19 protein-coding genes are annotated in these 17,491 nt (G+C 49.7%); 10 read left to right on the top strand and 9 right to left on the bottom strand.

Translation table 11 applies throughout. The features are described 5' to 3' along the window. The first annotated feature begins 86 nt into the window (after positions 1-86). Complete coding sequence (locus ACJJI0_RS07990; RefSeq protein WP_444885437.1) at positions 87-569, top strand: hypothetical protein; 483 nt, start codon at positions 87-89, stop codon at positions 567-569. 84 nt (positions 570-653) lie between these two features. Here the strand turns inward: ACJJI0_RS07990 and ACJJI0_RS07985 are convergent, their stop codons facing one another. After that, entirely contained in the window at positions 654-1,286 is a 633-nt protein-coding gene (locus ACJJI0_RS07985) for a LysE family translocator (RefSeq protein ID WP_252085353.1), read from the bottom strand. Positions 1,287-1,318: 32 nt separating this feature from the next. Between ACJJI0_RS07985 and ACJJI0_RS07980 the strand changes: the two genes are divergently transcribed. Then, entirely contained in the window at positions 1,319-2,107 is a 789-nt protein-coding gene (locus ACJJI0_RS07980; RefSeq protein WP_444885436.1) for a TatD family hydrolase, read from the top strand. Beyond that, complete coding sequence (locus tag ACJJI0_RS07975) at positions 2,104-3,768, top strand: aminotransferase class V-fold PLP-dependent enzyme (RefSeq protein ID WP_444885435.1); 1,665 nt, start codon at positions 2,104-2,106, stop codon at positions 3,766-3,768. Before ACJJI0_RS07980 ends, ACJJI0_RS07975 begins: the two co-directional genes overlap by 4 nt. A gap of 5 nt (positions 3,769-3,773) precedes the next feature. Here ACJJI0_RS07975 and ACJJI0_RS07970 read toward each other — a convergent pair whose 3' ends face one another. Continuing rightward, positions 3,774-4,970 (bottom strand): acyltransferase family protein, encoded by a 1,197-nt coding sequence (locus ACJJI0_RS07970; protein WP_444885434.1) that lies wholly within the window; start codon positions 4,968-4,970, stop codon positions 3,774-3,776. A 164-nt stretch (positions 4,971-5,134) separates the two neighbouring features. On the opposite strand from ACJJI0_RS07970, the gene ACJJI0_RS07965 reads away from it, so the two are divergent. Continuing rightward, the gene (locus ACJJI0_RS07965) at positions 5,135-5,986 is read left to right on the top strand and encodes a LytR/AlgR family response regulator transcription factor (protein ID WP_444885433.1); all 852 of its coding nucleotides are present in this window, start codon (positions 5,135-5,137) and stop codon (positions 5,984-5,986) included. Here ACJJI0_RS07965 and tcdA read toward each other — a convergent pair. The 4 genes from tcdA to ACJJI0_RS07945 all read right to left on the bottom strand — a co-directional run bounded on the left by tcdA (position 5,983) and on the right by ACJJI0_RS07945 (position 8,220). Next, positions 5,983-6,789: a tRNA cyclic N6-threonylcarbamoyladenosine(37) synthase TcdA gene (tcdA, locus tag ACJJI0_RS07960; RefSeq protein ID WP_444885432.1), complete on the bottom strand. Its 807-nt coding sequence runs from the start codon at positions 6,787-6,789 to the stop codon at positions 5,983-5,985. The two genes, ACJJI0_RS07965 and tcdA, sit on opposite strands and share 4 nt — an antisense overlap. After that, entirely contained in the window at positions 6,776-7,231 is a 456-nt protein-coding gene (locus ACJJI0_RS07955) for a thiol-disulfide oxidoreductase DCC family protein (protein ID WP_444885431.1), read from the bottom strand. The genes tcdA and ACJJI0_RS07955 overlap by 14 nt, the downstream gene beginning before the upstream one ends. 34 nt (positions 7,232-7,265) lie before the next feature. Continuing rightward, complete coding sequence (locus ACJJI0_RS07950; RefSeq protein WP_252085360.1) at positions 7,266-7,730, bottom strand: FKBP-type peptidyl-prolyl cis-trans isomerase; 465 nt, start codon at positions 7,728-7,730, stop codon at positions 7,266-7,268. A gap of 130 nt (positions 7,731-7,860) precedes the next feature. Further along, positions 7,861-8,220, bottom strand: coding sequence for a globin family protein (locus ACJJI0_RS07945; protein WP_252085361.1), 360 nt, complete (start codon positions 8,218-8,220; stop codon positions 7,861-7,863). A gap of 334 nt (positions 8,221-8,554) precedes the next feature. Here ACJJI0_RS07945 and ACJJI0_RS07940 point away from each other — a divergent pair, with 334 nt between their 5' ends. The 4 genes from ACJJI0_RS07940 (at position 8,555) to ACJJI0_RS07925 (ending at position 12,636) form a co-directional block, all read left to right on the top strand. Next, complete coding sequence (locus ACJJI0_RS07940) at positions 8,555-8,983, top strand: HIT family protein (protein ID WP_444885430.1); 429 nt, start codon at positions 8,555-8,557, stop codon at positions 8,981-8,983. A gap of 133 nt (positions 8,984-9,116) precedes the next feature. Then, complete coding sequence (locus ACJJI0_RS07935) at positions 9,117-9,926, top strand: GIN domain-containing protein (protein ID WP_252085363.1); 810 nt, start codon at positions 9,117-9,119, stop codon at positions 9,924-9,926. 104 nt (positions 9,927-10,030) lie between these two features. Beyond that, positions 10,031-11,500, top strand: coding sequence for a YcjX family protein (locus tag ACJJI0_RS07930; RefSeq protein ID WP_444885429.1), 1,470 nt, complete (start codon positions 10,031-10,033; stop codon positions 11,498-11,500). Continuing rightward, a complete protein-coding gene (locus ACJJI0_RS07925; protein WP_252085365.1) occupies positions 11,500-12,636 on the top strand; it encodes a TIGR01620 family protein in 1,137 nt (378 codons plus the stop codon). The genes ACJJI0_RS07930 and ACJJI0_RS07925 overlap by 1 nt, the downstream gene beginning before the upstream one ends. A 66-nt stretch (positions 12,637-12,702) precedes the next feature. On the opposite strand, the gene ACJJI0_RS07920 is transcribed toward ACJJI0_RS07925, so the two are convergent. Beyond that, the gene (locus ACJJI0_RS07920) at positions 12,703-13,215 is read right to left on the bottom strand and encodes a hypothetical protein (RefSeq protein ID WP_252085366.1); all 513 of its coding nucleotides are present in this window, start codon (positions 13,213-13,215) and stop codon (positions 12,703-12,705) included. 229 nt (positions 13,216-13,444) lie between these two features. Here ACJJI0_RS07920 and gorA point away from each other — a divergent pair, with 229 nt between their 5' ends. After that, on the top strand, positions 13,445-14,800 hold the full coding sequence (gene gorA, locus ACJJI0_RS07915) for a glutathione-disulfide reductase (protein WP_444885428.1): 1,356 nt from the start codon (positions 13,445-13,447) through the stop codon (positions 14,798-14,800). Positions 14,801-14,966: 166 nt separating this feature from the next. On the opposite strand, the gene ACJJI0_RS07910 is transcribed toward gorA, so the two are convergent. Continuing rightward, positions 14,967-15,320 carry an HPF/RaiA family ribosome-associated protein gene (locus ACJJI0_RS07910; protein WP_252085368.1) on the bottom strand — a complete coding sequence of 118 codons (354 nt, stop codon included), beginning with the start codon at positions 15,318-15,320 and terminating at the stop codon, positions 14,967-14,969. A gap of 484 nt (positions 15,321-15,804) precedes the next feature. On the opposite strand from ACJJI0_RS07910, the gene ACJJI0_RS07905 reads away from it, so the two are divergent. Next, complete coding sequence (locus ACJJI0_RS07905) at positions 15,805-16,803, top strand: coiled-coil domain-containing protein (RefSeq protein ID WP_444885427.1); 999 nt, start codon at positions 15,805-15,807, stop codon at positions 16,801-16,803. Positions 16,804-16,867: 64 nt separating this feature from the next. Here the strand turns inward: ACJJI0_RS07905 and thpR are convergent, their stop codons facing one another. After that, entirely contained in the window at positions 16,868-17,458 is a 591-nt protein-coding gene (thpR, locus tag ACJJI0_RS07900; RefSeq protein ID WP_444885426.1) for an RNA 2',3'-cyclic phosphodiesterase, read from the bottom strand. Positions 17,459-17,491 lie beyond the last annotated feature (33 nt).

The raw sequence follows: 17,491 nt of genomic DNA, 5'->3' as shown, positions 1-17,491 counted from the left end.
GGAGAAACTCGAAAGCTTGGCGGAGCCCATTACAGGGGAAGTACCCGCCTGGACAATATTATCAAAGTTAATAATAGAGGTAGGCCATGAATAGAAATCTAAAGCGTGGCATTGTATTCAGCGGTTTGCTGACCGTGGTGATCAATATGAGTGCTTGTGGTTACTTCCTGTATCCAGAGCGCAAAGGGCAAAGTGGTGGACGGGTTGACCCGGCTGTATTGATATTAGATGGGGCCGCACTGTTGTTTGGCATCATCCCCGGTATTGTGGCTTTTGCGGTAGATATCACCAATGGCACCATTTATTTACCGCCGGGGAGTAGCTCTGTAATCGACCGTCACGTCAGTAGCCTGGATGGAGGTGAAGTGCGTCAGGTAATCGACGAAGAGGGGCAGGCCTGGCTTGAGATGCCGATAGAAACTTTCACCTCGGAAGAGAAGACCCTGCAAAGCCTGGGGAAAACCTTATCTGATGTCACTGAAAGCCAGATCGATGCCAGTGATATCGTTTGGCTAGAGGACTCCGCAGCCTTGCGGGCTGCAACTGCCACCCAGACCGCATCGCGCTAAGTTTTTTCGCTTTCTTTCCTTGAGTTATGGGACTACAAGTTGGCACTTGTAGTCCCTTTTTCCTGCGTCTCTATGAGTGCTGGTTCAATACAGACCTTCTAGCGCCAAAGGAACCACGCTGGCTGCCAGTAAAAGGCCCATGGTGATATTAAACAGTCTCAGGTGGTTGGGTTTGGTCAGAAAGCGCTTTAGCCCTATACCAAAGAACAGCCAAACAGCGACACAGGGGCCGCCTATGGCTATAAAGGCTAGGGCGATCTGCAATATGTCTTTCCATACTTCGCCATTTGGGCTGGTGAATGCTGCTAGGGCACCTATGGCCATAATCCAGCCTTTGGGGTTGACCCACTGAAAGGCGATGGCCTGAAAAAATGAGAAGGGGTGGCGATCGCTGGCGGAGTCTATCTCGCGTGTTGAAGCGATCAGCCAGGCCAGATATAGCAGATAGCCAATGCCTACCCAGCGGATAATCTCGTGAAGTACTGGAAATTGGCTGAAGACTGAGCCGAGGCCCAACCCTACAGCAATGACCATTGCGGGAAACCCAAGCCAGATACCCAGCAAGTGTGGTAAGGAGCGGCTGGCGCCGTGATTTAACCCAGAGGACATGATCATTAAGTTATTGGGGCCAGGGGTGATACTGGTGGAAAAGACAAAAAGGGCAATGGGCAACAGCGTTTCTATCAAGGGGGCCTCAGGGTCCATTGTGGGCATCATGCTAAGATGCAGGCAAAACCAGAGAAGCACAAGTGAAATTGATCGACAGCCATTGTCATTTTGATTTTCAAATTTTCGAGACTGATCGGGCTCAGGTCTGGCAGCGCTGTGTCGCCAAGGGGATCAGTCAACTGATTATCCCCGGTGTTTGTAAATCCCAGTGGCAAAAGCTTGCGCTATTGGTTGACGGTCAGCCCCATTGGCATGCGGCTGCTGGAGTCCATCCTTGGTGGGTGTCAAAAAACTGCCAGGAAGATGAAGAGTGCATCAATGAGGTGCAACTGAACAGTGCACTAGCCGAGCATTTGCAGCAGTATCGCTGTATTGCTGTCGGAGAGTGTGGCCTGGATGCCGCTATAGCAACTCCGTTGGAAAAACAAATTACTGTATTTAAAACACAGCTGGAAGTTGCCAGCGACTTACAGCTGCCACTGATTTTACATGTGCATCGGGCGCACAACGAAGTACTTAAGCTATTGAAGCAATACCCTCTACCAAGGGGAGGAGTGGTACATGCATTTAGTGGTAGTGAGCAGATGGCTATGGACTACTGGAAAATGGGCTTTTATTTGGGCGTTGGAGGCACTATCACTTACAGTCGCGCGGCCAAAACCCGCAAGACCGTTACACGTATGCCGTTAGAGAGCCTGATACTGGAATCCGATGCACCCGATATGCCACTGTCAGGGCGGCAGGGGCAGCGAAATAGCCCTGAAAATCTGCCATTAATAGCCGCCGAATTAGCGGCGCTGCGCGGTATTTCTTTACAAGAAATTGCCAGCGCAACACGAAAAAATACTGAGATATTATTTGCCCTATGAGTTTTTCTGCAGAGCAATTCAAGAAGCAGTTTCCACTTTTTGCCCAGGAGGAAAATGCAGGATTAGTCTACCTGGATAATGCAGCTACCACGCAAAAACCGCTATTCGTTATTAATGCGATGCGGGATTACTATATTCACAGTAGTGCCAACACTCATAGATCTAGTCATCGATTAGCGCGCAGGTCTACTGAAATAGTCGAGCAGGTGCGCTATGAAACCAAGCAGTTTGTGAATGCCGCTAGTACCAAAGAAATCATTTTTTGTCGCGGTGCAACTGAGGCCCTGAATCTACTCGCCCATTGTCTTTGTAGTGAATTACAGCCTGGCGATGAGATAGTTATTTCCACCGCTGAACATCACGCGAATATCGTACCCTGGCAGATGATGGCCAAGCGCCATAATCTGATTCTGCGCTATGTGCCCCACTCTGCAGGAATTCCCCAGTTTGATCGACTGGGAGAGGTGTTGAACGATCGTACACGAGTGGTTTCTCTGACCGGTGGTTCCAACTCAATAGGTTTGCGTCCAGATCTCTCATTAATTCGAAGATTGTTACGGCCTTGGCAACTTATGTGGATCGTGGATGGCGCTCAGTTGGCCGCTCATGAAGAAATTGATGTACAAAAAATTGGTTGTGATTTCTTTGTTTGTTCCGCACATAAGTTTTACGGCCCCAGTGGGATCGGTTTTCTCTACGGGCGCGAAACCCTTTTGGAGTCAATGCCCCCTTGGCACGGTGGGGGTGAGATGATCGCGGAAGTGGAATTCCAGCAGAGCCACTACGCCGAATTACCTCATAAATTTGAGGCGGGCACATCACCACTGGCTGCAATAGCCGGGCTGGGGGCGTCACTGGATTTCCTCTCCCGACAGGATCGTATCGCTATGGCCGAACATGAACAAAGACTGACACACTGGCTGCACCGGGAACTAAATGCATCCCCAAACTTTCGTTTGATCAGTCAAGCTAGTCACAACCTCGGAATAATTTCATTTGTGCCGGTCGAAGGCAGTGCTACGGATTTAATGCACTGGTTGGATGAGCGGGATATCGCCGTGCGGGTGGGGCATCACTGTGCGCAAATACTGGGGCGAACCAGTGGGAATCAGGTTACGGTGCGCGCCTCTATAGCGGCTTATAACACCGACGATGATATCAGGGCATTTCTGCAGGCGTTAGAGGACTATTGCGAGGTCCAACAGCTGGTCACATCTGGGGTAGAGGTTCACTCCAAAAGCTGGGCAAGAGATGATTTTTCCCTGTTGCAACTTGAGCGTCTGGCCTCTCATCAAAATTGGCAGGGGCGTTATCGTGAGCTATTACAGTGGAGTAAAGTGGTTACCCGTAAGCCCGAGATCCGCAATCCGGAGAATCTCGTTCGTGGCTGTGAATCTGAGGCCTGGTTAGTACACAGGGAAATAGATGGGCGTCACTTCTTTGGACTCGACAGCGATAGCCGGGTGGTGAAGGGGCTCGGGGCACTGTTGCTTTCTCAGATAGATGGTTGCACTGCGGACGAGGTCCAAGCATTGGACCTGCCCCAACTATTTAATGAATTGGGGCTGAGTAAGCACTTGAGTCAGTCTCGCAGTAATGGGTTCTATGCTTTGATGCGCCGCGCATTACATCAGATAGAGAGCGGCGCAGAGCGGTCTTGATAGGGTTATACACCTTGGTTGGCAGGGCTGAGGCTTGGGGCTCTACCGGGCGTTTTAGCTTTCAGGCCGAACAGTAATCGCAGCAAGGACACCCGCCGAATGATAAATTCATGAATAGCGAGACACCCTATCACCGTTATTAAAAAGACCAGTAGGGGCTCGATAACCGGCCCCATGGAAAACTCTTTCAACTTAAAGAGCGCCGCAACGGTAATTGTCTGGTGCAGGATGTACCAGGGGTAAACTGCCTCTGTGGCATAGGGCAGCCATGTAAACGGGCGGTTGAGGCAGTAGTGTCCCCAAGCTAATACTGTAAGTAGCCAGAACCAACGATTGGCATAAATCACTATCAGTTGAATTAAAGACTGCCCAGGAATTATATCCTCTTCCAATACCCGATCGAACAGCAGGAATAGGCAAAAACAAAGCGGAGCTGCAATCAGCAGGAAGAAGCGCAGTCGCACTAGCAGTTTCCATGGAGCCTCATTGCTGACAAGCAGGTAGCCGAATAGAAAGAAAGTGAAAAATTGTGCATGGGTATACCAATCACCAACAACGGCGTAGTTAATTCCACCAAAAAGCGGGAAGAGATAGAGGCCGTATAAAGTCAGGGGTAGCAGCGGCATGAATAGAAGCTGCCAGGCTTTGAAGCGAGATAGCCAGTTTCCTAGCCCTGGCCCGTAGGTATGCAGAAAATAAGATACTGGAATAATGGCTAGCGTGTAGCAGAGCAGGTAGGGTAAATACCAGAGGTGATTCCAGGTGAAGCCAACATGGCTACCTGCAAAGCTCTCGGCCGGCCAGGGTTGAAACGTAAAGTATTGCCAGAGGAAGCTTAGGTAACCTGGCTCTATGACGCCGTTGGAGAGCGCCTCATAGTAAGCTTGTGGTGGCACTATAACCAGTATGCCGAAGAGAAGTGGGATAAGTAGCTGTCGCAATCGCCTCAGCAGAAACCGAGCGCTCCCAAGCTTAGCCAGCAGAAAGTATGTTGCGGCCCCAGAGATCAGGAACAGCAATGGCATTCGCCACTGGTTAACTGCCAGCATCAGGATCTGAAAAGGTTCACTCTGGTAAGTGCTCTTTACATGCCAGCCCCATTCAGCCACATAGGCCATCCCCAGGTGATACAGAATGAGTAGGGCAAAAGCGAGCACGCGCAGGGCATCAATGTCATGGCGGCGATGAATGTTTTTTTGCATGGCGTCCTTCATTTGGATTTGAAACAAGTTTCGCTATGTTCCTTGGGAAAAAGCCCTGTCTGCCATGCAAAGGACGTGAGATGCATTGCTAAAGGTGTGAATGGTGGTTTTCAGGGATGAGTTGAAGCTATGCTACCGGCAAAAATGCATGGGGATTGGAATAAATGACGGTACAAATGTACCTGGCGCGCAGGCGGCAATTTGAAATAGGGCTCTGCATTCTGTTCTTATTCGTACTATGGCTGGTGCAATTTACAGTAGTGTACCTGGAGCATCACGGAGCGGAGTCCAGATTCAAGCCTTGGGAGTTTTTGGTTTGGGAGGGCACCAGTATTCTGGTTGTGGGGCTGTTGTTCCCATTGATTCTGATCTGGGATCATCGCTTTCCCCTAAGTAAGGAAACACTTGCTCGACATTTATTTATACATCTACTGCTGACCCTGCCTTGGTCGCTTTTACATGTTGTTGCTATGGTGGCACTGCGTACGGCGATCTACTACTTCGAAGGTGGCTCCTACAATTTTGGACACTGGGGAATTGAATTTTTCTATGAGTACCTGAAAGATTTTCGTACTTATGGCTTTCTACTAGGGGCTGTTTATTTATATCGTTTTCTCCTACGCCGCATACAAGGTGAGTCACTAGAACTCCCGGGTGAAGGGCGACCGAAAGGCTCTATTGAGCGCCAGGAGCGCCTTTTAATAAAGAAGCTGGGCAAAGAATTTCTGGTGAATGTAAGAGATATCGAGTGGGTGGAAGCCGCAGGGAATTATGTAAACTTACACTTGGGAGATAGAATTTATCCCCTTCGCGATACCATGGCAAAGTTACTGGAACGTTTAGACCCAGATGACTTTGTGCGGGTGCATCGCTCTTATATTGTGCGTTTGGATTCCATTGCCGAGATAGTTCCCCTTGAAAGTGGGGATGCGCGTATTTGCTTAAAAGGCGGCCAACAAATCCCTGTAAGTCGTCGCTACAGGGATCTGCTCAGGACTCAGTTGAGGTCGGCTTAGCTTGTGCTTTTTGCCTGTAGAAGCCTTTCTATAGCTCGGGAAGCTGCCACAAAGCCAAAAGTGCCGGTAACCATGGTGGCTGCACCAAAGCCACCACTGCAATCTAATTTAACCCCATTCTGCATGGCGCTTTTCTGCTGGCAAACGTCACCATCGGGTTTCGGGTAAACCATCGACTCGCGGGAGAAAATGGCGTCCACACCGAACTGCCGTTTGCTGCTCTTTTGGAAATTGTGAAAACGGTAGAGATGCTGACGCACCTTGGCCAGCATAGGGTCGTTGATGGTGCGACCGAGATCCGCACACTCAATGGCCTGTGGAGAGCGCTTACCACCGGCGGAGCCAACGGTGATCAGGCGCAATTTTCGCGCTTTGCAGTAGGCAACCAGCGAAGCTTTAACTCGCGCATTATCGATGGCGTCAATAACAATATCCAGACAATCTCTATCGGGGTCGATCAGCTCGGCCAGATTGTCTGTGGCGATAAAGTCATCGATAGCGGTGACCTGAATCTCCGGGTTGATCTTCCTGAGTCGGTCGGCCATGACCTCGATCTTCATGTGTCCAACCGTTGAGGAGAGGGCGTGGCACTGGCGATTGGTGTTGGTGATACATATATCGTCGAGATCAATTAGTGTCAGGGCGCCTACACCACTTCGGGCAAGTGCCTCAGCGATCCAAGTACCCACACCGCCGATGCCGATAACTAATATATGGGCCCGATTCAATATCTCCAGGGCATGGTTACCATACAGGCGGCCGATACCGCCAAAGCGTTGTAGGTATTGTTCAGACAGACTCATTGGGACTCTTTTCCGATACTTCTTCCAGAAAGCGGTGCTTGTCTACTGCAGAGGGCAGTAAACAACTACTGCGCCGGCCAAACCAGCGGTAGCGATTGCGCGCTACCAAATCGTAGAGCCAATCCCGCACTGAGCGCGGAATGTAGCGCAAAACCACAAGATAACGCCAGTAGCCATCAAGGTTGGCTGAGATACGAAGGGCCGCCTCACTCTTATGGTATTGCTGGAAGCAATCTCCCTGTCGCTCTAATAGAATCACGCTCTCATAGGTTTTCAGGGGTAGCCCAAGCTTCCTCAAGTAGTGCTGGCCAGCCTGGGACTGTACTCGGCAGAGCGTGAAGCGACAATGAGGGTCGTACTTAATGAGCAGATGGCTCCAGCCGTTACAAAGGTTACACTGGCTGTCGAAGAGGACGATTTTTTCAGGAGGAGAGGGGGGCATGGGGAAAATAGCGGCCCGGAGGCCGCCAATATCTTTAGTGAACGTGGCCGTGATCGATTTCTTCCGCGGTTGCGTCGCGCACTGAGATAACTTCGATCTCAAAGTGCAGCTCCACTCCGGCCAGAGGGTGGTTGCCGTTAATAGTAACTTCATCGCCATCAATATCGATAATTTCGACTTCAATGGGGTGGCCATCGGTGCTCTGGGCGTGGAAAGCCATGCCAACTTCGAGCTCTTCTACACCGGAAAAGGCGCTGCGGGGCATAGTTTGGATCAGCTCTGGGTTTTGCACGCCGTAACCTTCCTCAGGAGAGATCACCGCAGTGAACTTGTCCCCTGGTGCTTTTTCCAGCATTTCCCGCTCAAGGCCAGGAATAATATTGCCCACGCCCTGTAAGTACTTAAGCGGCTCCCCATTTGCGGAGGAGTCGATGACCGTTCCGTCAGCATCTTTCAGGGTGTAGTTGATTTCCACAACTGTGTGGTTGGCAATCTTCATGGATAGTCTCTGATTGAAGAGTGAGTGAATTAGCGCTTACCGCTGCGCTGGAAAACGGGAGGTAAAGGCTGTGAGGATGCAATTGTATTGAGAGGTTACATACGCCGCAACTTGTGCGGCGCAAGTGGGGTTAACAAGCGATGGAAAGGTCTTGCTCACAGCCACCGTAAAGACTACTCGCTGTTTGTATAAGACTTGTACTAAGCTGCCATGGAAACCCCAGCTCTTCCAAGCGCGCTTCCAGATATTCGAGCAGGGCGTCAAACAGAGCTGGATTCAGGCCGCGAGCCAGGAAACTGGCACGACTACTGCGATCAGGCTCGGGCTGTTCAGAAAAGGCGTGGTTTAGGAATTGTGCTTGGCGACTTTGTTGTTTGCGATGATCACAGGTTTCGTAACTGGAAAGGTGGCGGCCTATGGTTTCGTAAAATTCATTGACTGTATGACAGACAAATTTAGCACCACCGACCTGTTCTAACAGGCTGTTCATATCTCTCCCCCCGGTGAGCAGTTGGTACTGAAATATAAAATTCCGCAGAGCCCAAAATATTGTGATAGAAAAAATGCACAGGATGCACTGGCTCATTAACGGTACAACATTAATTGCTCAGCAGCGTAAGTCATATTCTCTCGGACTGCCAACGTGCTTTAAGAAAATTGTCATTTTGTTCGACAGGTAGTAGTCCAGTTTGCCTTTATCTACGCCAAATAAAAAATTGCTTTTAAGATAGTGTTTTTTATCCCTTTATTCTGAGTTTTTTAGCGTAGATGTTAGACTGCACGCTTGAACTAAATAAAAAATTTGCAACTGATTGGATTAAATTATGGCAAGCATTTTTACTCAAATTTTGAATGGGGACTTACCGGGCCACTTTATCTGGAAGGATGAAAAAGCGATTGCAATCATGACCATTTCCCCCATCAAGCCGGGGCATTGCCTGGTAATCCCAGTTGAAGAAATTAATCACTGGGATGATGTGCCAGCCGAGCTTGCGGCACACTTAATGTTGGTTGCACAAAAAGTCGCCAAGGGACTAAAGGCAGTGTATTCACCCAAGCGTGTAGGTGTGATGATTGCAGGGCTGGAGGTACCGCACACCCATATACACCTGATTCCTGTCGATGAATTGACAGATTTTGATTTTTCCCTGCAAAAGAGTGCAACATCTGAGCAGTTGGCTATTGAGGCTGAGAAAATTCGTAGCGCACTCATTCAGCAGGGCTGTTCGGAGGCAGAGTGTGTCAGAGGTTAATTTCTGAACGCAATTTATAGACTATTTGGTCACCCACTTTGTGCCTTCATAAATTTTCTGGAGGCACTGCATCCAATTCGTATACTCGGGTAGTCAAGTAATACGTAACAGTGATAATTACGAGAATTTTGCAATGGCAACCATGAAAAAAGCTTTTTTAGCCCCGCTGTTTGCTCTTTTGGCCTTTTTTGTCCTCAGCAGCGCCCAGGCTGAGGGAGATAAAAAAGAAACTAAAAGCTTCGATGTCAATGGCTTTACCCGGGTATCTCTACGAGGCAGTTCTCACGTTGAAGTGATTCAGGGGGATCATTTTGCCGTGAATGCCAGTGGTCCGGCTGAAGTTATGCCCCATGTCAAAGCGGAGGTGAAGGGCAACACTCTGGAGCTGTATGTGGATGACAACACTCAACACTGGTTTGGTGTGATTACCATTACCCGTGATAGGGACCAGAAGGTGCACTTCACGGTCACCATGCCAAAGGTTGAGGCATTAGAGGTAGCTGGTTCCGGGCAGGCCGTGGCAGAAACCTTAGAAAGTGAAACCATTGACCTTGGAGTCACGGGTTCTGGTACTGTGCGTGTCGCCAAGGCTGCGGCAGAAAATCTCAGTGCTTACGTGACAGGCTCTGGGGACCTGATTCTGGATAAGGCACTATCGGTCAACAGCGAGATTGCCATCAGCGGTTCGGGCGATATTTTCCTCGGAGGCATCACAGGAGAGAAGCTCTCAGCGGAAATCAGGGGCTCCGGTGATATGCGAGTCGGTGGCCGTGTAGCAGATGTCAATATTCGTATCATGGGGTCTGGTGACTTTGTCGGCCGCAGCCTGCGCGCAGATAATGCCAGTGGCGCGGTCATGGGATCAGGGGATATCGTTCTAAAACGCCCGCAAAGTGATTCTTTTTCCGTTATGGGGTCTGGTGATGTTGCACTGGTAGACTAACCACTCTATTGATCTGCATAGTAGGCACTGCCACAGCGCAGTGCCCTCCTCATTAGGGCCAAACCTTCTTCGGCCCAGTTTTCTATTTTGGAAGTGAACTCCCCATGGAATCGCAGGCGACAGGGTCCGGGCAAGTGAGCCTGGAGTACCCTTTAGATCAAGCAGACAAACGCAGTAAGCGTCTCAAGGAAAAGTTGCGTCACTGGGGACGGGGTGCGCAGGAAAAATCTCATTGGTTGGCAGAGCGCCTCATGGACCGCCGTGTCTGTGTTGGAGTGACAGGTTTGAGTGGGGCTGGTAAATCGACTCTGCTTACCAGCCTTATCTACCAGTTGAGTCACCCGCAGAAAGCACAACTACCGGGTTTTGCCCCAGCGCTAAATGGAGACCTTTTGGGGGCGGAGTTAAAGCCCGCTCTCGATTCTGGCCTGCCAGTCTTTGACTATGAAGGCTGCTTGAGTGCTTTGATGTCCCATCCACCGAGATGGCCACAAAGTACCCGAGATGTATCGGCAATGGAATTGCACATTCACTTGCGACGGCATCGTCGTTTTGGGGGGGGCGATTATAAAACCTTGATCCTGGAGCTGCGGGACTACCCAGGTGAATGGTTGATGGACTTGCCGATGCTGAGAATGGATTTTCGTGACTGGTGTCGCCATCAAGCCCATATTATTGCGAGCGATACGCGCGCGGGGTTGGCCCCGGGGCTGCTGACACGCTTGGCAGCGCTCTCCCCCGAGGCTGAGGCAAAGGAGTCAGAACTGCAGGCATTGTGGCGGGAATATCGTCAATTTCTATTGGACTGCCGCGAAAAGCGAAAACTCAGCTATCTGCAGCCGGGACGAGCATTGTTGGATGACGAGGATTATCAGCTATTACCTCTGCTGGATCTCAGAGGCTTTAGTGCCGATCAATTGAAACAGTTGCCTGATGGTAGTAATTATCAGGTTCTGCGTCGCCTTTATGAAGCTTATGTGGAGGGGAAGGTGGCCCCTTTTCTCGAGAGCCATTTTAAACACCTCGATCGACAGCTGGTCCTGGTGGATATGATCGGCACCTTGTTTGCGGGTGAGCAGGCCTTGGAGGATATGCGTCTGGCTTTTACACATATTGCCGATACTTTCCGCTATGGAGAGTCTGGGTTCCTGAGTAAGTTATGGCGTCCTAAGGTGAATCGCTTGCTCTTTGCCGCGACTAAGGTTGATCAGGTGCTTGCGGCTGATCACGATGCCTTGCGTCAGCTGCTTGGCCAGCAACTGCAGCAAACTTTTACCGGAGCGCGCCACCGTGGCTTGCCGATCTTTAGTGAAGCCATTGCTGCTGTGCGTTGTTCCCGCGAGGATCAGCGTAATGGGCGGCGTATGCTGGTTGGATATGACCTGGATGGTCGCTATCTGGGTTTTGAGAATGCCGAGATTTTCTCGCGCCTGCCCAGTGAAGAGGGTGGCTGGGGTCATTATACCGGGGCTGCTCCACCCCAGTTGCGCCCCCCGCAAGGTATGGACTCAGGTTCCATTCCTCATATCCGCGTCGATGCGCTTTTGAATTTGTTGCTTGGAGATAAAGTTTGATGGGTGATGAGAATAAACAGGCTCCTCGCCGGGTAACGCGGATAGAGTCCCTGCAGGAACCAGAAAGTGAAGCCCCTCACCGGGATACTACGCGTGTAGAAACCCTGCAAGAGGAAGGGGAGGACATTCCGAGATCTATTACCACGGGAGAATCACTACCCGATAGGATTGCCTTTTCTGAGTTGCGCCTGCCTGTTTTTCGCCTGAAATGGTTAAAGCCGGCACTGCTTTCAAGCGTAGCATTAATAGTGGCTGTACTCGCTTGGGAATTACGCCAGATGTATACCTGGGCGGCAGATAAGCACTGGAGCCTTGGTATTCTCGCAGGAGTGGTGATAGCGAGCCTTGCAGCGGCAATAGTCAGTTCCCTGTGGGAATTTTTCCGTGCTGGTCGGCCACTGCGCAAGCTGCAAAAAACACAGGCAATGGCGGCCGACATGCGAGAGTGTCGCAGCCATGAAGAAGCGGAATCTCTCCGTCGACAGTTGCAGCTGCATTTTTCAGGAAAACCTCAGGGTGTACTGCTCAACCGGGTACTGGATGAGGCGCCGGATTATTATGACAGTAGTGAGTTACTGCAGCACTTGGAAGTGACTTTTCTCGATGCACTTGACCAGGAGGCACAACGCCGCGTAGTTCGTCACGCGACAGCAACTGGGGCATTGGTAGGTCTCAGTCCTTTTGCCAGTATTGACATCCTTGTTGCCCTGCGCCAATCGTTACGAATGATTGATGATGTTGCACAAATTTATGGCATTCAACCTTCGCTTGTAGTGCGTTGGCGCCTTTTCAAGAAAGTACTTGCGCTGGTGGCTTATAGCGGTGCCAGTGAATATGCGATCAGCGAGATATGGCCAGATTTGGTCGGCGACAGTGTTGTTAGTACAGTTTCTACTCGTTTGGGGCAAGGTGTGGGCGCAAGTTTTTTTGTGGCGCGTATTGGACTTTCTGCGATGCAGAGCTGTAGACCCATCCCTTTTACTGAAAAACAGCGTCCGCGCCTGGGCGCATTGGTTAAACGCATTGGAATCGGGTTGAAAGAGCGGATGCCGGATGTTTTTTCTATGGTCGGGCTTGGCAGTCGGGCTGGCAGCTCCCCCGCTAAGCCCGCGACGAAGTTCACCAGAAAAAGCTGATTTCGTCGCTGCGACAAGGCCCGCAAGATACTGCGGGCCGAATGTTTTCAGGATGTAGTGACGGCCCTACTGGAACTGCTTTTTCATCAGCAGGCGTGTGTGGTGGCGATCCACCAATTCTGCCAGGGTGGCAAAGCGTCGTTTGATAAAGGGGGCGGGGTTGTTATTTCCAGCATCGTCCCGATATTCAACGCCTGAGCGGACATGTTGCAGTTCTCGAGTTAACTCGTTTATCGCCGAAAAAATATTTTGAGTATCGTCCTGGCTATGGAAAACGTAAGCGTTATTGGTATCCACCAAGTAGGCGTTACATTCATTTAGCCACTCAAGCCGCTGCTCTAGAAATCGAATTGTATTGCGGATACCGCCTTTATATTCTGGGTTGAAGTGCTCGTTTACATATTTGTCTAGGCTGCGCATGCCTGCCCCGACAAACTGCTCTACCACACTGCTGCAGTATTCTTTTGTGAGATAACTAGGATGGGTATTGGCATTGCTAAGGGAGCTTGAAATCAGCAAAGACAAAAGCCCCAAGGTTCGAAGGATGGCTAAAGAAGGAGAGTTCATTGTCTTGCCCATGGGTTACTCTTTCTAGTGGCTGTTATTCTATCCGCCAAACCTGCTCAGTTGTTCTAACACTTTGTTTGGCGAAGTATTTTTTGTGATAGTTGTCACATGAATATAGAAGCGACAAATAGGTGTCAACGGTTATTAAGTGCGGAGTGACAGCTCTGGCTCGAAAGGTGTGTTGTGGGGAAGTATCCCTTGCGTTGTAAGTTAGGTAATAAATTAAAGACAGAGGTTTGCTTTGGCTGAATATGAATTTGATCTATTTGTGATTGGGGCGGGCTCTGGTGGTGTACGAGCTTCGCGTATGGCTGCCGCCCAGGGAATGAAGGTGGCGGTGGCTGAAGATCGCTACATGGGGGGGACCTGCGTAAACGTCGGGTGTGTTCCCAAAAAATTATTCGTCTATGCCAGTGGATTTAATGAGGACTTCACCGATGCTAGAGCCTATGGTTGGAACAGTTCGCCGGCTGAATTTCACTGGCCAACATTACGTGAAAATAATGCACGTGAAGTGTCCCGCCTCAACGATATTTATCGAAACCTATTAGCAAACTCAGATGTGACGGTCATTGACGGCCGTGCCAAAGTTACTGGCGCCAATCAGGTGATGGTGAATGGTCGCGAATACACGGCACAGAGAATTCTGGTAGCAACAGGAGGTTGGCCTTTTGTCCCAGATATTCCTGGGAAAGAATTCATCCTGACCTCCAACGAGGTGTTTTCTATGGAAGCCTTCCCCAATAGAGTACTGGTTGTTGGTGGGGGGTATATTGCCGTTGAGTTTGCTGGGATATTTGCTGGTTTAGGTGCTGAGACACACCTCTCTTACCGGCGTGATTTATTCCTACGTGGCTTTGATCGCGATATTCGCCATTTTGTCCGTGATGAGATGGTAAAAAAGAATATTGATTTGAAGTTTAACCATCAAGTGAGTGCCATTGAAAAGTTGCAAGATGGTAGTTTTTTAGTACATGTCGAGGACGGCTCCAGTTTAAATGTGGACATGGTCCTCTATGCAACAGGCAGAGTTGCCAATACTGAAGGACTCGGTTTGCAGGAGCAAGGGGTCGTGTTGCATCGCGATGGCACAATCTCAGTGGATGACAATTTCCGCACGAATGTCCATTCTATCTATGCCCTTGGGGATGTTACTGGTGAGCCACAGTTGACGCCTGTGGCCCTTGCGGAGGCGATGGCTCTAGTAAAGCACTGGCGCACTGGAACAACTGCGGAGATTGATTATAACAACATTCCCACCGCAGTATTTTGTCAGCCCAATATTGGAACTGTAGGGTTGTCAGAAGAAGAGGCCAGGGACTCCGGAGTTAGAGTTACCATTTACAAGTCAGAATTCAGACCAATGCGTCATACAGTAAGTGGGAATACCGAGCGCACCCTAATGAAGTTAGTGGTCGATGCCGATACCAATAAGGTGATTGGTGTTCATATGGTTGGTGATGATGCTGGTGAGATTATCCAGGGCTTGGCTGTTGCTTTGAAAGCGGGGGCTACCAAAAAAGTCTTTGATGAAACCATCGGAATTCACCCAACGGCAGCAGAAGAGTTCGTCACTATGCGTACACCAGTACAGTAAGGTGTTTATCTGGTAGTGGATACAATTTGTGGTGACTATCCTCGAGGCGCCTCTTGAGTATTTAGCTCTAAAATTGAGGGCTGCTAAAGAAAAATCTTAAAATCCCCCCGCTTTTAAAGCGGGGTTTAATGCAAAAACGGCGCTGGTGCGCCGTTTTTGCTCTCTTCTAGGATTCTTCCTCGACTTCATAAAGCGCCTGATGGCGCTGCGCTTTTTTGCGCTCGCTACGCTCTTTTAGGCAGCGTTCTGCGGAGGCAAATGTGTCATTCACCGCTCGGTGGATAGACTCATTTTCATTGCTGATGGTCACGGGATTGCCACTAATGGCAAGTTCAAGGGAGGCTTTGTATTGCTTGCCTTTGCTTTTGTGTTGGTGGGGAGCTTCCAGAACTACACGACTATGTATGATGTCGCCACAATAACGTTCCAGTTTGTGTAACTTCTTAGATACCGTATTTGACAGGGCAGCAGATTTGTCGATATCGCGGAACACAATGTTATCGTTAGGCGCTGATTTCATGGATAAATACCTCCGGTTATAGGAAACCATGCAGGCCGCTTGTGCGGTTTGCTATTCAAAGAAGGTAGGGCGCCCTAATGGGAGGGGTCGAGTCCGCAGTTGAATCGCCGAGTCGCCGGTAGCGCAACGAATAATTGCTGTCTGAGCAGCTCTGGGTGTTTTACGTCCGGGTCGGGTTTCCGCTGTGTTCAGCGATCGTCTCCCTGTTACCCATAATGCTTCCGCTAAAAAAAAAATCAAGCGCTATCGCTTGAAAATGTCACATAAAATTCGGTGAAGCGTCATTAAGACGACTTTAGCACTTAGGTTTAAGGGGATTATTTATCAAATGGGGGCAAAGGGTGGACGAGAGGTCATTGCTCGCGAGCTCAGGCCTGCGTAAAATTGACAATGCTGCGACAGAGTAGATGAAGTTTTGAACAAAATTTAACCTCTGCGCTTTTATCTTACGAGTGTCGAAAAATCGAGAAACAGGTTCTGGACAATGGCGGTAAAGCGGTATTGCTCGCTCTTCTTGGCGGGCTTAGTAGTTTTTAGCGGAATGGCAGCGCAGGCGCAGTCAAACCTCACTGTGGAAAAAAACCGACTGGCGCGCCTGGAGCAGTCCCTGGAAAACAGGCAGGTTGAGCTGGAAGATATTGAGAATGAACTGCTTTCTTATGAGTATAAGCTCGAGCGTGCGCAGGAATCTCTCAACGAGCTTCGCAAAGAGTATGAGGCGAGCCGTGTCGAGCTCGAGGAGGCGCGTAGGCTCCATGAATCCAATGGCACCTCAGATTCTGAGCGTCGCCTGACCAAAGCCAAGCACGGCTTTGCAATGGCCGAGCGAGGAGTGGATAGCCGCAGCCGACGTTTAGAGTTTATCAAGGTGAACCACCAAGAGCTTTTGGCTAGGCTCGACGAAGAGAAAAAAGGCATTGCCGAGACCAAGGCCAAGGTTTCTGCCCAGCAGGATAAGATTAGCCAGGTGGTGGATTCTATGCTGGCCAAGGCAGAGGCTTCTGAGAGGCGTGCCGCTTTGGCAAAAAGTGCTAAAGCTGAAGCAGCAAAGCCAAAGCCTCCTAAGCTGAAGACAGCGGCAATTGAGAAACCCCAGAAACGACAGGTGCAACCTGAGCCGGTTCCGACTGTTAAGAGAGATATTGATCCCGAGTTGCTTGCCTATGTCAAGCGGGAACAGAAACGTCTGAGTCTTTTACTTTCCGATAAAGAGGGGGAAAACAAACAGACTTTCCGCAATTTGCTTCTGAAGCCATCTAGTGGGGGGCGTCAACCTTTTGAGTTCCTGGGGAAGAACCAGTATCGTTTGGTGGCAACAGTTCATGCTGGTCGACAGACGTACAAAATCAACACTTGGAAGTTCCGTCGTACCATACCTGCAGAAGATGATGGCGAACGCTATGTTTTTATTTTTGATGCTCGGCGCCTTTCACGTCCCCGCCTAGTGATGTATCCAGAATATGTCTTAGACGCCCTCAAATAGGAAGTCTCAGCCTCTCAAGAGGATGCAAAAAGCCCGCTCAGTGCGGGCTTTTTTATTCTACGCTTTAGTCATTTAGTAAGGGTACTTTGAGTAAGGAGTGGTAGTGACTTTTCCCTGTCTGGGGAACGCTCTCATAAAGAATGACATTTTCGACTAACACAGATGAGTTTAGGTTGCGCGGTGTAATGTGCCGAAACCCCTCTTTATTGCGACTGCGCGCTAAGGTGATATGGGGTCGATATTCCTGGTTTTCTGGTTCCATTCCAAGCTCGCCAATAAATTGCCGGCATTCCTCATGGAGTTCAGTTAAATTAGGATTTAGGGCTAATTCTACCGCAAGAATTTTGGAGTGCTGTTTTGGGAAAGGAGTTAAAGAACAAATCCTACTTTGAAAACTTCTTTTGCAGTGTGCAAGCTCAATAAGCCCCTGCTTAAGCTGGGGAATTTTTTCTTTCGGAATGCTTCCAAGAAAAGCCAAGGTCAGGTGCCAGTTATTGGGGGTTGTCCAGCGTATATGGCTAGTAGATGTGCCTTTTAGCTGCTTTTGGCACAGAGTGGTTATCTCGTCTAGGAACGCTTGTGATGCCACATCAGGTTTAATACCAATAAATAACCTGCTAGTGGATTGATCTGACAAATTTTCTTCTCTTTGCATTTTTTCCCTTTGGGACCTTGAAATAAAACTTGT

It is taken from the genome of Microbulbifer mixtoriginis (SeqCode) (genome assembly GCF_052466695.1).
Note: the sequence above shows the minus strand (reverse complement) of the source record. Positions and strands in the feature narration are given on the sequence as shown.